Annotated in this window: 10 protein-coding genes and 4 pseudogenes; 12 read left to right on the top strand and 2 right to left on the bottom strand. The window is 68.2% G+C overall.

Annotation, left to right across the window (positions count from 1 at the left end):
- The first annotated feature begins 53 nt into the window (after positions 1-53).
- Positions 54-929 carry a hypothetical protein gene (locus AC4IHM_RS11370; RefSeq protein ID WP_490866951.1) on the top strand — a complete coding sequence of 292 codons (876 nt, stop codon included), beginning with the start codon at positions 54-56 and terminating at the stop codon, positions 927-929.
- Here the strand turns inward: AC4IHM_RS11370 and AC4IHM_RS11365 are convergent.
- Positions 882-1,301 carry a DUF192 domain-containing protein gene (locus AC4IHM_RS11365; RefSeq protein ID WP_490866950.1) on the bottom strand — a complete coding sequence of 140 codons (420 nt, stop codon included), beginning with the start codon at positions 1,299-1,301 and terminating at the stop codon, positions 882-884. The genes AC4IHM_RS11370 and AC4IHM_RS11365 overlap by 48 nt on opposite strands.
- A 261-nt stretch (positions 1,302-1,562) precedes the next feature.
- Between AC4IHM_RS11365 and AC4IHM_RS11360 the strand changes: the two genes are divergently transcribed.
- The 9 genes and pseudogenes from AC4IHM_RS11360 to AC4IHM_RS11320 all read left to right on the top strand — a co-directional run bounded on the left by AC4IHM_RS11360 (position 1,563) and on the right by AC4IHM_RS11320 (position 10,078).
- On the top strand, positions 1,563-2,228 hold the full coding sequence (locus tag AC4IHM_RS11360; RefSeq protein WP_490866949.1) for a hypothetical protein: 666 nt from the start codon (positions 1,563-1,565) through the stop codon (positions 2,226-2,228).
- Positions 2,216-3,247, top strand: coding sequence for a hypothetical protein (locus AC4IHM_RS11355; protein WP_490866948.1), 1,032 nt, complete (start codon positions 2,216-2,218; stop codon positions 3,245-3,247). The genes AC4IHM_RS11360 and AC4IHM_RS11355 overlap by 13 nt, the downstream gene beginning before the upstream one ends.
- 129 nt (positions 3,248-3,376) lie before the next feature.
- Positions 3,377-4,036, top strand: a pseudogene (locus tag AC4IHM_RS11350) (hypothetical protein).
- Entirely contained in the window at positions 4,024-5,067 is a 1,044-nt protein-coding gene (locus AC4IHM_RS11345) for a hypothetical protein (protein ID WP_490866947.1), read from the top strand. Before AC4IHM_RS11350 ends, AC4IHM_RS11345 begins: the two are co-directional and overlap by 13 nt.
- Positions 5,068-5,195: 128 nt before the next feature.
- The gene (locus AC4IHM_RS11340; protein ID WP_490866946.1) at positions 5,196-5,513 is read left to right on the top strand and encodes a hypothetical protein; all 318 of its coding nucleotides are present in this window, start codon (positions 5,196-5,198) and stop codon (positions 5,511-5,513) included.
- A complete protein-coding gene (locus AC4IHM_RS11335) occupies positions 5,510-6,868 on the top strand; it encodes a putative T7SS-secreted protein (RefSeq protein WP_490866945.1) in 1,359 nt (452 codons plus the stop codon). Before AC4IHM_RS11340 ends, AC4IHM_RS11335 begins: the two co-directional genes overlap by 4 nt.
- A 708-nt stretch (positions 6,869-7,576) precedes the next feature.
- On the top strand, positions 7,577-8,245 hold the full coding sequence (locus AC4IHM_RS11330) for a hypothetical protein (RefSeq protein ID WP_490866944.1): 669 nt from the start codon (positions 7,577-7,579) through the stop codon (positions 8,243-8,245).
- A gap of 41 nt (positions 8,246-8,286) precedes the next feature.
- Positions 8,287-9,162, top strand: a complete 876-nt coding sequence (locus tag AC4IHM_RS11325) for an LLM class flavin-dependent oxidoreductase (protein ID WP_490866943.1) — start codon at positions 8,287-8,289, stop codon at positions 9,160-9,162.
- 65 nt (positions 9,163-9,227) lie between these two features.
- Positions 9,228-10,078: pseudogene (locus AC4IHM_RS11320) on the top strand (methyltransferase domain-containing protein).
- Between the two features lie 9 nt (positions 10,079-10,087).
- Here the strand turns inward: AC4IHM_RS11320 and AC4IHM_RS11315 are convergent.
- A pseudogene (locus AC4IHM_RS11315) lies at positions 10,088-11,214 on the bottom strand (winged helix DNA-binding domain-containing protein).
- A gap of 1,030 nt (positions 11,215-12,244) precedes the next feature.
- On the opposite strand from AC4IHM_RS11315, the pseudogene phoH2 reads away from it, so the two are divergent.
- Together phoH2 and AC4IHM_RS11305 are read left to right on the top strand one after the other, a co-directional pair.
- Positions 12,245-13,571: pseudogene (gene phoH2, locus AC4IHM_RS11310) on the top strand (RNA 5'-3' helicase PhoH2).
- 427 nt (positions 13,572-13,998) lie between these two features.
- Positions 13,999-14,694, top strand: a complete 696-nt coding sequence (locus AC4IHM_RS11305) for an aggregation-promoting factor C-terminal-like domain-containing protein (RefSeq protein WP_490866942.1) — start codon at positions 13,999-14,001, stop codon at positions 14,692-14,694.
- Positions 14,695-14,754: the final 60 nt, after the last annotated feature.

The raw sequence follows: 14,754 nt of genomic DNA, 5'->3' as shown, positions 1-14,754 counted from the left end.
GGACCCATGCCGAGCCGGAGGAAGCACGTGAAGCCGCGCAAGCCACGGCGCACATGACCGGCACCGTGGGCACGGAGACGGACGCGCGGCACAGGCGCGTACGGCGCCCCGTCCTGATGGCGGTCGCCATCGGCTGCTACGTGCTCGCCGTCATCCCGGGGATGCTGCTCCTGACGGACGACATCGGGCCTGCCGTCCAGGCCCTCCTGTGGATCGCGCACGGCATGCTGCTCATCGCGCTGATCGGAAGGCTCGGGGCGCGGGAGTCGAGGGCGGGCGCGGCCCTGTTCATCGTGCTCACCTCCGTGATGTCCGTGTACGCCGCCGCCATGGCCCGCGACGGCCTCACCCTGCAACAGCGGGGCCACCGGGTCACCGTGACGGTCGTCAAGGAGTGGCGCGACCCGGCGCACGGACGCCAGGGGCGTGACTACAACTACGGGCTGGAACACCAGGACGGCAGCCAAGTCCCCGGCTCCGCCCTGAAAACCACGTCCGACGCGTTCGACGTCGGACAGACCGTCACCGTGATCGAGGACCCCGAGGGCGAACTCCGTCCCCGGACCCCCGGGCAGGCGGACGCCACCGGTGAAGCGCTCGGTGCGGGCGCCTTCGCCCTCGCCGCGCTCATCGGCGTCGGCTGGATGGCATGGCGCGGATCGGACGCCGCGTGGCAGGCGTACGACGGGACCGTCACCGGAAACCCCTCCGTGATCCGGGAACAGGAGGAGCGGCTGCGCGAGGCCCTGCGCACGTATCCCGCCGACAGGCGCGGCTACCTCAAGGTCCGTCCCGAGGACTACCCCGAGGTGTCGCGGGAGCGGGCCGCGCGGATCGCCTGGGAGGCGGGCCTGCGTGCGGAGGCGGTGGGCAACCGGGGCTCATGGCGCTTCGGGGTGACCGTCATCGAGGAAGTCCCGCACATCTGAGGGCGGTTCCTCCACGATCTCGACCCGTACCCCCGCCCGCACTCCCCACCCGGCCATCGCCCCGGCCTCGGCCTCCAGCACATGCCGGGAACGCATCCGGGGCCGCCCCAGCCTGCCCGGCCGCATGGTGCGCACGGCGACGACGACCAGCCGCCGGTCGAGGTAGGCGACATCGATGGGCATCCGCATGCGAAAGGTGTGCACGCTGTTGGCCGGGGTCAGGAGCATCGCGCCGTCGACCGAGTCCCGCCCCAACAGCCCCTTGGCACGGGCGCGGTACGAACCGGCGATCTCCAACGGAACTCGGACGCCTCCGCCTTCCCCCGCCACAACCAACGCAGCCGTCCCGTCCCGCCAACGCCGCCGTCCCATACCGACACCCCTCCCATTGCCCCCTGTACGAAACGTATCCGTCCCGGACAACGGTCAGCCCTCTTTGCCGCTTCCACGGCGAAACGCCAGGGGTCCGGCGCTCTCGTGTTACGCAACCGTTATGGCCCAAGAAGCCCCACGTACAGCGGATTTGGCCCCACGGCGCGCCGCAGGGAGACAGCCGCCGCCCTGGTGCCCCTCGGTCCCGGTGGATAGCGTTGTTTCGCTCGAGAGAAGCCCCGTCCCACCCAGGAGCCGACCGTGATTCGCCGCCGCCCCACCGCCCTCGCAGCGCTCACGCTGACCGCCGCTGCGGCCCTGACGCTGTCCGCGTGCGGAGGCGACGACGACAGCGCCGCGAAGGACAGTGACAAGATCGCGGGCGCCGACACGGGCGGTGAGACGTTGGCCGCCTCGCCGAGCCCCAGTGCGTCGGACACCGGCGGCCGTCCGAAAATCACGTTTCCCTCCGACGCGAAGAACGTCTTCGAGTACGAGAAGACGGGAGACGCGGCGAAGGACGCGGCCCTCGCCGACAGCACGCTGAGTGTCAACTCCGTCGACGAGGCGATCTTCGAGGGCAGCACGGACACCAAAGCCCTCGGTTTCTACAACGTCGAGTCGGCCCTGAGCGACTCGATCACCTATGTGCTCGGGTACATCGACAAGAAGCACACCTGGGTCGGGGAGACCCGTTACTTCGACTACAAGGTCAACCTTCCCGAAAAGGGCCAGGCGTACGTCACCTACTGTTCGGACGAGAGCAAGTCGTTCATCAAGGACATGAAGACGGGAAAGGTCGACAAGAACCCGACGACAGCGGACAGTTACGTCCTTTACAACACGAAGCTCGCGATGAACGCCGAGGGTGTTTGGCAGACGACGGACATCGCGTCAAACCGGGGGAGCAAGGCATGCCAGCCGTAAGGAATGGTCTGAGAGGCGCCATAGTTGTCGCACTGGGTGTTCTACCGGTGATCCTGGCCCCGACCGCGTTCGCCGGAGGGCGTGGTGAGAACGGCAACCGTGGTTCGACGGGTCAAGAAGCCAATGCCGACGGCGACGGCAACCTCTCCGTGACCGTGGGCGGTGTCGTCTTCGACCGTTCGAAGAACGGCAGCGGCAACTCCACCGGGGCGTTGACGTTGTCCGCCTCGTGGAGCCCGCCCCCCTGCTGGTATGCGCCCAAGTACACCCCGGAACAGCTGCAGAAGTATCTGGAACCGATCTGGGAAGCCGAATCCACCGGGTACGAGTGGGACGCCGAGCAGCGGGAAAAGTACAACGCCAAGGACGACGAGAAGGGCTTCAACAAGGACAGGAGCGGCAAGGGCTATTGGTGGGGCTCGTACGTCGACGAGAGCTTCCCGCCGGGCTGGGACTCGTGTAACGAGGACTACTTCTGGGTGGACACGGGTGACGCCCCACCCGCAGGCATCGAGAACGCAGTGACTCCGGAGATCCTCGCCGAGCTGGCGTATGCCGAGATCCGTGTTCCGGGTACGCAGGTGACTCTGGCGCCCGCGGTTGCGACGAAGGTGAATCTTCCGACCTGGGCGTGGCTGGACAATGCTCAGTTCAGGCCGGTTTCCGTTACCGCGTCGGTGCCGGTGTTGGGTATTGAGGCGACCGCGACGGCGGAGCCGGTTTCTTTGCGGATTGAGCCGGGTACGGCGGATGCCGAGACGTACCCCGCCTCCGGTGTGTGTGAGATCGACAACGGCCGTATCGGCGAGGCCTATGCCAAGGGGAAGTCGGCGCAGACGCCGCCGTGTGGTGTGAAGTATCTGCGTTCTTCGGGGAACGGTTCGTATCCGCTCCAGGCGACTGTGACGTGGGAGATCCACTGGACCGGCAGCGGTGGCGCGGGCGGTGACCTTCCCGACGGGACGTTCGGTGCCACCCAGGACGTGGTCGTACAGGAGATCCAGGCCGTCAACCGCTGAAGCCTCGCACTCTGCTTGGGGCTTCGCACCAGCGCCTCGGCCGAGACTGGGTCCCCCTGGTGTCACTCGACCCTGCTGGATAGCGTTGCTTCGCTCAAGAGAAGCCTCGTCCCCCAGGAGTCGACCGTGATTCGCCGCCGCCCCACCGTCCTCGCAGCGCTCACGCTGACCGCCGCTGCGGCCCTGACGCTGTCCGCGTGCGGAGGCGACGACAGTTCCTCCGGCGGGGAGGACAAGATCGCGGGGGCGGACACGGGCAGCTCCAGCCCGTCGGCCTCGCCGACGGCGTCGGAGCCGTCGGAGGCCGGCCGGCCCAGGATCGAGCTGCCCGCCGATCTCTCCTACACCTTCGAGTGGCCCAGGACGGGCGACAAGGACAAGGACGCGGTGCTCGCCGACACCGAGCAGTCCATCAAGGCCGTGGACCTGGCGATCGTCAACCAGGACGCGCTTGACAAGGCCTATCTCTATTACTACGAGGGTGAAGCGGCTGCCGGTACCCAGGCGTTCATCCAGAACTATGTCGATCAGAAGGCCGGCATCACGGGCAGTTATCGCTTCTACGCGCCGCAAGTCTCGGTCGACAAGGACGGCACCGCCTCCTTCACCTACTGCGAGGACCAGGGCAAGGCGTACGTGAAGTTCCTCAAGACCAACGAGATCAGAAAAACCTAGGTGACCGCCAAGAGTTATGTCATCTACCACACGTCGCTGAAGAAGAACGGCGAAGGCGTGTGGGAGATCCAGAAGATCACCTCGCAGAGTGGGAGTGACAAGTGCCGTCCCTGACCCGTGCGATGAGGGTGCTGCCGGTCACCGCCGCGGCAAGCGCGTGCCTGGCACTCCTTGTGCTCCCGGGCACCGCACGCGCCGACGACATTCTGGACGGCAACACTCAGAACCCGACCACGGAGCAGCACGCGGACACCGGTGGTGACGGCACTGTGTCGGTAACTGCCGGGGGTGTGGTCTTCGATCGTTCGAAGAACGGCAGTGGTGGTTCCGTGGGTGCTGTGACGTCGGTGAATTCCTGGTCGCCGCCGGCTTGTTGGTATGCGCCGAAGTACACGCCGGAGGAGCTTCAGGCGTACATGGAGCCGATCTGGGAGGCCGAGTCGACGGGGTACGAGTGGGATGCCCAGCAGCGGGAGAGGTACGTCAAGGGGAAGCCGTACAAGGATTTCAACAAGGACAAGTCGGGGGAGGGGTATTTCTGGGATTCGTACGTCGATGAGAGTTACCCGCCGGGCTGGGATGCCTGTAACAGACCTGTCTTCTGGGTGGACAAGGGTGATCCTCCGCCCGCCGACATTCCGGAAGCCGTGACTCCGGAGATCCTCGCCGAGCTGGCGTATGCCGAGATCCGTGTTCCGGGTACGCAGGTGACTCTGGCGCCTGCGGTTGCGACGAAGGTGAATCTTCCGACCTGGGCGTGGCTGGACAATGCTCAGTTCAGGCCGGTTTCCGTTACCGCGTCGGTGCCGGTGTTGGGTATTGAGGCGACCGCGACGGCGGAGCCGGTTTCTTTGCGGATTGAGCCGGGTACGGCGGATGCCGAGACGTACCCCGCCTCCGGTGTGTGTGAGATCGACAATGGCCGTATCGGCGAGGCCTATGCCAAGGGGAAGTCGGCGCAGACGCCGCCGTGTGGTGTGAAGTATCTGCGTTCTTCGGGGAGTGGTTCGTATCCGCTCCAGGCGACTGTGACGTGGGAGATCCACTGGACCGGCAGCGGTGGCGCGGGCGGTGACCTTCCCGACGGGACGTTCGGTGCCACCCAGGACGTGGTCGTACAGGAGATCCAGGCCGTCAACCGCTGACCGGTGTCACCAGCCCTCGGGGCGGGATGTGGTCCCCCGGAGTGGGGCAGCCGCCGTGTGTACGTCACGAAAAGCGGATCTCGTCGTTCCTCTCTCCGGTGCAGGTGAACCGGAGAGGGGACGGGCACATGGCGGACCGGCTTGCCGTCGACGGTGACGAACTCGGGCGATTCATGAAGTCGTTGAGGAGGTCCTCGACTTCACTCGACGGCGTTCGGAAGGCACTGTCGGACGCCACGATCACCGGGCTCGGCACGGATGATCTCGACTCGGCGTGCGAGGCCTTCCAGAAGGACTGGAAGTACGGCTCCGAGGAGATCGGCAGGCAGACGGAGGATCTGGCCGACATCATCGGCAAGAGCAGGGACAGCTACCTCGAGGTCGACAAGGCACTCGAAGAAGCGGTGCGCGCCTCGCGTGAGGGCGGGAGTGGTGGCAGGACGTGACCATCACCGCCGGAAACGACCAGTACGGCGCCGCTCTTGATCCGCGGTCCCGGGCGGATCTGGGCAGACCGCAGGGGCTCAAGTCCGCTCCGCGCATCCCGAACCCCGGCTATCCGCACCTCGGTTTCAACCCGGTGCCGGGTGACACCGAAGCCGTGCGGGCTCTGCGCAAGAAGCTCAGCGGTTGCGCCAAGGTCCTTCAGGAGACCCACGACCTCGTCACCAAGCTGCTGGACGGCAGCTGTTGGAAGGGCGACGCCGCCGTCGCCTTCCGTGAGCAGCTCGACGGTGGTCCGCTGCCTCTGAATCTGAAGAACGCGGCGCACTCCATCCGCAAGGCGGCCACCCAACTGGACCGTTGGGAGGGCGAACTCGACGACTTCCAGCGGCGGGCCAAGAAGCTGGAAAAGGACGCGGAGGAGGCCCAGGCCGCGGTCGATCGTGCACAAGGGCGCGCGGACAAGGCGGGTGACCATCCCGGCCTCGGGAAGGAGGGGGCCGACCGGGATGCCGCGCAGAAGGCTCTGACGCGTGCGAATGGTGACCTGGAGGACGCCCAGGCCGAGTTGAAGAGGATCATCGGCAGGGCGGAGAGGCTGGCCGAGGAGCACGAGGCAAAGGCCGCGTACCGGGCCGGCCGGATCCGCGCCGCCACGAAGAAGCTGGTCCCGCACGAGCCGGGCTGGTTCGCCGAGGCACTGGACTGGCTCGGCGACAACCTGCCGGACATCCTCAGCTTCACGGCGGGGTTGATCGGGGTGGTGGCGTTGCTTCTTTCCGGGCCGTTGGGGTGGGGTATCGCGACGGTGGCGGCGCTCATGCTTACGGCTTCAGGGCTGAGTGCCACGGCACTTCTACTCAGGCTCAGCGATCCTGAGGTTCGTGCTTCGCTCATGGATGGAATTATTAAAGGAGAACTCGATGTCGACTTCTGGAGTAACACCGTCTCGGTGGGAGCAGATGCGGCAGCGGTGCTGCCCGGAGTGGGAGCTGTATTAAAGGGTGGTATCAAAGCCACCCGCACTATCCAGGCAGGTGGCGCGTCTCTCGGATTCTGGCAGAAGGCAGCCACTTACGGTTCAAAATCTTTCGAGGAAGCCCAACTTGTTGTGGGGCTGGACAACCAATTGGTCGCGCGAGCAGTGCGAGGTTTCAGCGACCCGGCGAAAGCCGCAAATATTGTCGCTGTAACTTCTGGTGTTACCGGGGTCGCCACTGGTGGATTGGGTTTGTACAACAACGTGGTAGATGCAGAAGGAGGCGGTATCAAAGACGGTATGGTCGCCGGGATCGATGGCTCCCTCCTCATCCTTGACAATGGCGGGATCATCGACCTCGTCCGTCACGTTTTCTGATGTTGGAGATAAAGGGAGCGAAGGACTGTGAATCCTGATACCTCTCTCGCTGCCTGGGACCATGCCCCCACCCGGCGTTCCTGGGTCTGGCACATGTTCGTGAATGTCATCGGTTTAATCTGCTGGGCCGCCCTCTGGGTGGTACTTCTGGCGGCCTCCACCTACACGGCTCGATGGGTTGTATGGGTTTGCATGCCGTACTTTCTGTATGGCCCCTATCGGGTAGCTGCTCAGGTGAAGATCATCCTATCGGCATTCCTGATGTTACGTATTCTCCGCACGTACCCCTGGCAAATCATGCGTAATGTTCCGCGAGGGCTTGCCGATCGGCCTGAGGTGGCGGGCGGTCAGTATGGTTGGTTTGAGTTGTCGAACCCAGCCCGCGAGGACCAACAACTGCCGCTCGTTTTCGCTTCGCATCTCGGCACGCAGTGGTGGGCCCGACGCATGACGCCTAAAGCCAGGCCGAATCTGAAGGCCCAGATCGCAACGATTTGGTTTGCGGGTGACCCTCGCTTTATCGGAATTGTGGCGGCAGCTTCTCGGAGGGGCGCTTCCCCGAGACGCCTGCATATTGTTGAGCAGCGAATCGGTGACCGGAGTGGACAGCGCTTCACCGACTGGTGTGCGACTCCTGAAGACATCGACCGTGGCCGACGAGCAGGGGTTCGTCCCGTCCAACCCTGAACCGGCAGTGAGAGGCCTGTTGTGAGCACCCCAGCGATCATTGTCGACGCATCCGTCGACGATCCTTGCGCAGAGTTGTGGTTAGCCGAACCCGCCGGTTTCATCGCCCTGCCGATGGATTCCCTGCTTGCCGAGCCCGGTTCGCCGTTTGCCGAGAGGATGTGCGAGGCCGTCGCCCCGTTGCTCGACGCCGCCCCCAGCGAATTGACGCGTCAGCAGGTCGTCGCGCGGCTGGCATTGGGGCAGCGGATGCTTGGGGCGTTGTGTGAATTCGGTACGGTGCACTGTGCCGTCGGTCTGCACCGCGACGACGTCGACACGGCGGGCGGAGGGGCTCATCTGCTCTCCCTCTTCACCATCTCCTGGCGTGACACGACCGTCGCCCCACGTGGCGTCACGGCGGCCCGTGCGGTCACGTCGGTCGCGGGGCATACGCGTGTCGCCTTCGAGGAGCTTCCTTGTGGGCCCGCGGCGCTCAGTGAGACCACGTGGAGATGCGCCGCTGACAGCGGACTCCCGCACCTCCCCCTCCTGCAGATTCACGCATACCTCCCCCACCCCGACTGCAAGCGGCTGGCCGTTCTCACGCTCAGTACCGTCGCAACGGCCCGGCGGGCGGAGTATCGGGGGATTTTGCGGCAGGTTGTCGAGACGGTCAGGTGGGAGAACCCCCTGGGCGCGGACGCGTAATGGTGTTGTCCGGTGGGCGGGGCCGCGGGTAGGAAGATCCCATGACTGGACTCGGCGCCGTATTCCGTCCTCAGCTCGCCCCCGAGCGGCTGCGTGCCGTGGCTCGTGTGGCCGACGAGGCCGGACTTGAGGAACTGTGGTTGTGGGAGGACTGTTTCCGCGAGGGCGGCATCTCCACGGCCGCCGCCGCGCTCGCGTGGACCGAGCGGGTGCGCGTCGGCGTCGGACTGCTGCCCGTGCCGTTGCGGAACGTGGCCCTCACCGCCATGGAGGCCGCCACCCTGCACCGGATGTTCCCCGGCCGCGCCGTCCTCGGCGTGGGGCACGGGGTGCAGGACTGGATGGGGCAGGTCGGGGCGCGGGTCGAGTCGCCCGTCACCCTGCTGAGGGAGCATCTCCTGGCGCTGCGGGCGTTGTTGCGCGGGGAGCGGGTGACGACCGGGGGACGCTACGTCCGGCTCGACGACGTCGCCCTCGACTGGCCGCCGGGTCACGCCGTCGAGGTGCTCGCCGGTGCCACCGGGCCCCGTTCGCTGCGGCTGGCCGGTGAGGCCGCCGACGGGACCGTACTCACCGCCTCCACCCCGCCCGACGGGGTTCGCAGGGCCCGGCGGCTCATCGACGAGGGGCGCGCGGCGGCCGGGCGGACGGAGGCGCACAAGGTGGTCGTGTATCTCCTCGCCGCCACCGGCGCCGACGCCTCCGAGCGGCTTCGGGCCGAACTGGTCGCGGAGGGAGCGGAGTCGGTACCGGACCTCGGGGTCGCCGGGGACGCGGCGGCCGTCGCCGAGGCCGTAGGGCGGTTGGCCGAGGCCGGGGCCGACACCGTGATTCTCCAGCCGACCGGGGACGAACCCGATCCGGAAGGGTTCGTGAGGTTCGCCGCCGAGGAGGTCCGGGCGCTGGTGGCGGGCTGAGTTCCACGCCCACCCCGCCGTCGGCCGTGGCCTCGCACCGTCCACTTCAGCGATCGGATCCGTCCGTGGCACAGCCCCGCCCCCGTACCTTCGAAGAATTCGTGGCCGAGGGCGCCACCGTGCCCACCGAGGGGTGGGACTTCTCCTGGTTCGAGGGGCGGGCGAGCGAGGCCCGGCCGTCCTGGGGGTACGCGCGGTCCATGGCGGGCAGGCTGGCCGCCGCCGGCGCCGTACTGGACGTACAGACCGGGGGAGGGGAGGTTCTGGACCTCGCCCTCGGAGCAGCCGAAGCCGCCAAAGCCCCGGGGCCGCCGAAAGCCCCCGGCCCCCGGAGATCCCAACAGCCCCGCGAACCCCGCAAGCCCTCGTCGTCGCCACCGAAGGCTGGCCGCCCAATGTCGCCAAGGCCACCCGGCTGCTCCGCCCCCGCGGCGTCCCCGTCGTCGCCTCGCCCGACGATGCGCCGCTCCCCTTCGCGGACGAGGCCTTCGACCTGGTCGTGAGCCGGCATCCCGTGCGACCGCACTGGGCCGAGATCGCCCGCGTGCTCATGCCCGGGGGCGGCTACTTCGCCCAGCACGTCGGTCCCGCCAGCGTCTTCGAACTCGTCGAGTACTTCCTCGGGCCCCTGCCGGAGGAGAACCACCGGCAGCGCAGTCCCGAGGGCGAGCGTGCCGACGCCGAGGCCGCCGGGCTGGAGGTCGTCGATCTGCGGGCGGAGCGGCTGCGGATGGAGTTCAACGACATCGGCGCCGTCGTCCACTTCCTGCGCAAGGTCGTGTGGATGGTCCCCGGCTTCACCGTCGAGGGGTACCGGGACCGACTGCGCGCCCTGCACGAGCGCATCGAGGCCGACGGACCCTTCGTCGCGCACAGCGCGCGCCACCTCTTCGACGTACGCAGGCCGCGCCCCTGATCCCGAGAGTCACGCGTGCGCGCCCACCGTCACCTCGCCGACCACCGGCTCCGCCCGCGCCTCCAGTACCGCCGCCACCCGTTCCGCCCGCACCGCAAGCTCCCGTTCCTGCCGTGCCGCCGGGCGTCCCAGCGGCTCGACCGTGATGGTCGTACGCCGTCCCCGGCGACGCTGGTGCCACACGCCCGCCACCACACCGTCCACCAGCAGCACGGGGAAGTCGCCCGCCTGCCCGCCCGCCAGCGCCCGCCGGTACGCGTCCCCGGGAAAGAGCAGCTCCCGCGGCTGCGCGGCGACGAGGTAGGCGTCGAAGTACGGGAGCAGCCGCACCCCGCGCAGCAGCCCGTCCCGTTCCGTCCCGTCCGGGAAGTCCGTGTCACCGGCCACCACCCACGCCGGAGCCCCCTCGAAGCGGACCTCCTCGACCTCGCCCGCGGCGGCCAGGGCCAGCTCCTCGTACCGGGCCCTCGCCCAGCCGGGCGGCGCCGCGAGCCAGCGGGCGAAGTGCTGCCGCGTGGCGGGACCGTACGCGTGCAGGTAACGGCGTACGAGAAGCCGCGACGCCTCCTCGGGCGGGAGCGGGGCGAAGTGCGGTGGGCGGGTGTACGTCACCTTGCGGCCGCGGTTCGGGCCGAAGGACAGGGCGCCGCACTGCCCGGCCCGGTGCAGCACCTGCCGCCAGCGGGGCCACATGGTCTGGAACGCCGGCATCACCAGGTCGCCGGCCCAGGGACCGGTGCGGGCGACGACCTCGTCGCCGAGTTCGTCGCTGGTCAGGGACGCGCCGTCGAGTGCGTCGCCGATCGCCGCCACGACCTGCCCGGCCCGCTCCTCGCCGAGCCGTACGCCGGGAGCGGGTGCACCGTCCCGCGCGGGCCGTGGGTCTTCACGAGCGAGGGCGATGCGGCGGGCGACCCGGTCGGCCACAGGGCGGCGCGTACGTCCGCTCGGGTCGTGCCGTCGGTTCGCAGACCGACCGCCGGCTCGGCCGCCGACAGTACCTGGGCGTGGACGCCGAGCATCGCGCCGGCCACGTCGGCGACCGGCGTGGCCGCTCGGGCGGACATGGCCAGGAACTGCCGTCCGAGCCGCCGTGCGCTCGCCGCACTCCACGTGATTCCCGTCGTCTTCGTCATGGGGTGACGTTAGGAGGGGAGTAGGACAGGTCCCGGCCTGTTGGGTTTGCGGGCGACTCGGATTTTTCGCACCTTAAGGGGAGTACCTTCGCAAATATTCGTGTGCCGGGAGAGAGGATGCGGAATCGCCAGTCAATCCTCACAGGGTTTCCACATCGTTATCCATCGTTGTCCTTCTCGGGTCGAATCCGCACCGCCCGGTCGCGTAAGTTCGAACCCAGGTAATTCGCGTGAGCAAAGCTGCGCGTCTGGCACCGCGCAGTGGAGGGGGCTGCGCGGTGCCCGGTCAAGTGGCCGTTCGCCGGTGGTGTCGCCCGGTGGGAGGAAGCGGTCGGCGGTCCGACACGCGGGTCGCGGTGCCTGCCGGGTCCGCCGGGTCGCCCCTTGGGTCACTTCCCGCACCCGCGAATCCGCCGAATCCTCGGAATCCGCTGTGTTTTGGCCATGTTTCAGGGCGGAATAGGTGCTTCCGCGGCCATCCGGGCGTCGCCGGCCGACTCCGGAGAGTAGTTGTGGCACGCCAATGCACGCAGCATCACTTACAAAGGGTTATGGTGGAAACCCCCCCTCGGGCCGGTCCGTATCCCCCCCCCACGGACCGGCCCGTTTTTTCTGCCTCCACTCCCGGAGTCCGTCGCCGCCCCCGGCGACAGCCCCGCCCCGGCCCCGCCGCCGCCGGACACGGCTTCTCCCACCCCGCCCGGCTCCCCGTGGGACACCCGTAACGAGGAGTTCACCGGTGTGCCGCCCTGTGTCATGGCATGGCGGCGCTCGTTCCAGGGCATAAGGCAAGCAGGTCGACGCCCGAACCACGGGTGTCGGATCTCAGCGGACGGCACGGAGCCGTCCGCCCGGGAGGCCCTTTGCACCAGCCCCACCGTGCGGTCACGGCACGGGAGACGCGGCGGAGGGCCGGTCCGCGGCCCGCGCCAGTGCATGGCGGCCGTCGACCGGTCGGCTCGTTCCCGCCCTCCCGGACCAGCGTCCACTCCGTCGCTCCCCGACCTCTTCCGAGGGGGTACGTCCTTCCGTGGTGACCAGCACAAAGCGCCACAAGCCCGATAGGCGCACCTACGTTCTCGACACCAGCGTCCTGCTGGCCGACCCGAACGCTCTGAACCGCTTCGACGAGCACGAGGTAGTGCTCCCGATCGTCGTGGTCACGGAGCTGGAGGCCAAACGGCACCATCCCGAACTCGGCTACTTCGCCCGGCAGGCCCTGCGCCTGCTCGACGAGTTCCGGGTGCGGAACGGCCGCCTCGACGCCCCCATTCCGATCGGGGATCTCGGCGGCACCGTCCGTGTCGAGCTGAACCACTCGGACCCCAGCGTGCTGCCCAGCGGCTACCGCCTGGGGGACAACGACTCCCGCATCCTCGCGGTCGCCCGCAATCTGCAGGCGGAGGGGTTCGAACGTCACCGTCGTCTCGAAGGACCTCCCGCTCAGGATCAAGGCGTCCTCCGTCGGCCTCCTCGCCGAGGAGTACCGCGCCGAACTGGCCATCACGGACGCCACCGGCTGGACCGGGATGTCGGAGCTGACCCTGCCGGGCGAGCAGGTGGACATCCTCTTCGAGGAGGGGCACGTCCACGTCCCCGAGGCCGCCGACCTGCCCGTGCACACCGGTCTGACCATCCAGTCGGAGCGCGGCAAGGCCCTCGGCCGGGTCACGCCCGACGGCGATGTCCGCGTGGTGCGCGGCGACCGGGAGGCGTTCGGCATCAAGGGCCGCAGCGCCGAGCAGCGGATCGCGCTCGACCTGCTCCTCGATCCGGACGTCGGCATCGTGTCGATGGGCGGCCGGGCCGGCACCGGCAAGTCGGCGCTGGCGCTGTGCGCGGGTCTGGAGGCCGTGCTGGAGCGCCGGCAGCACCAGAAGGTGATGGTCTTCCGTCCGCTGTACGCGGTGGGCGGCCAGGAGCTGGGCTATCTGCCCGGTTCCGAGGCGGAGAAGATGAGCCCCTGGGCGCAGGCGGTCTTCGACACGCTGTCGGCGGTCACCAGCCGGGAGGTCATCGAGGAGGTCACCGCCCGCGGGATGCTGGAGGTGCTGCCGCTCACCCACATCCGCGGCCGCTCGCTGCACGACGCCTTCGTGATCGTGGACGAGGCCCAGTCGCTGGAGCGGAACGTCCTGCTGACCGTCCTGTCCCGGATCGGGGCCAATTCGAGGGTCGTCCTGACCCACGACGTGGCCCAGCGGGACAACCTGCGGGTGGGGAGGTACGACGGGGTCGTCGCCGTCATCGAGAAGCTGAAGGGGCACCCGCTCTTCGCGCACGTCACCCTGACCCGCTCCGAGAGGTCCCAGATCGCGGCACTTGTGACCGAAATGCTGGAGGACGGCCACATCTGACCCCTCCCGGGAATTCCGACCCGACAAGGGCCGGTTGCCCGACAGTCGGCGCCGTCCGGAAAGGCCAAGAGCCTAGCCGGGCGGCGCTTCGGTGTGTGGGGCTTTCCGTGAATCCCCTGGGCCAAACGGGATGTGAGCTTTCACACGCAACACAGAATTGCCTCACCCCGCCGGGTTACGGCAGAGTCTCACTCCTGTCAGGCCCCGCATACGACACAGCTGTACCCCCAGCGGTACGGCGCCACAGAAGCACCAGACCAACTCCATAGCAGAGTCGTATGCCGCCCGAGCATCACGCGGCGCTCCCCGTGCGGGAGTTGTCCACCGGGCCCGTGCCTCCCGTGACCCGTAGTTGGGGAGGCCAGCGTCAGGGGCACGATTGCGTCCGCGAGGGTCACCGAAGCGGGCGATGCTGGAAGGAAACCGTGTGAGCCGGATCTCGGTCCGAGGATTCGCAGTGGCCTCGGCCACGGCGGTCACCGCTGTCGGAAGTGTCGTCGGCGTTGCCTCGGGAAGCACCGCGCAGCCCAATGACGCGGAAGCGACGGCACCCGGTACGACGCTGCTCGCCGACATCCCCATGGGCGAGCAGGCGCAGGTGCAGACCGCGTCCCTGACTCAGCAGGCCGACGTGCAGGCCATCGCCGCCGACGCGAGCGCCAAGAAGGACGCCGAGGCGGCGGCCCGCACGGCAGCCGCCAAGACCGCCGTGGCCAAGCAGGAGGCGGCCAAGAAGGCGGCCGAGGAGGCCAAGCAGCGCGAGGCGGAGAAGGAAGCGGCCAGCCGCGACGCCCAGCGGGAGTCCACCAGCTTCACCGTCCAGAGTTCCTACAGCATCGGCCAGATCCAGGCGATGGCCCGTCAGATGGTGCCGAGCGCCCAGTTCCAGTGCTTCAGCAACATCGTGGACCACGAGTCCAGCTGGAACTACCAGGCGGTCAACGCCTCCTCCGGTGCCTACGGTCTCTTCCAGGCGCTCCCGGCGGGCAAGTACGCCTCCGCCGGCGCCGACTGGCAGACCAACCCGGCCACCCAGATCAAGTGGGGCCTCAGCTACATGGACAGCCGCTACGGCAGCCCGTGCGACGCCTGGGCCTTCTGGCAGGCCAACCACTGGTACTGAGCCCGGCCGGTACGGCCCACCGCTCAACCTCGCACAGCCCCTCACCGTCCTACGGTGGGG

It is taken from the genome of Streptomyces sp. SL06, from assembly GCF_058244745.1.
The sequence above is the reverse complement of the archived record's forward strand: the minus strand, read 5'-3'. Positions and strand labels throughout refer to the sequence as shown.

Bases quoted from the DNA above. Each gene is read 5' to 3' on its own strand.
- AC4IHM_RS11355 (WP_490866948.1), top strand. From the start codon at position 2,216: ATGCCAGCCGTAAGGAATGGTCTGAGAGGCGCCATAGTTGTCGCACTG.
- AC4IHM_RS11340 (WP_490866946.1), top strand. From the start codon at position 5,196: ATGGCGGACCGGCTTGCCGTCGACGGTGACGAACTCGGGCGATTCATG.
- AC4IHM_RS11365 (WP_490866950.1), bottom strand. From the start codon at position 1,301: ATGGGACGGCGGCGTTGGCGGGACGGGACGGCTGCGTTGGTTGTGGCG.
- AC4IHM_RS11370 (WP_490866951.1), top strand. From the start codon at position 54: ATGACCGGCACCGTGGGCACGGAGACGGACGCGCGGCACAGGCGCGTA.
- AC4IHM_RS11325 (WP_490866943.1), top strand. From the start codon at position 8,287: ATGACTGGACTCGGCGCCGTATTCCGTCCTCAGCTCGCCCCCGAGCGG.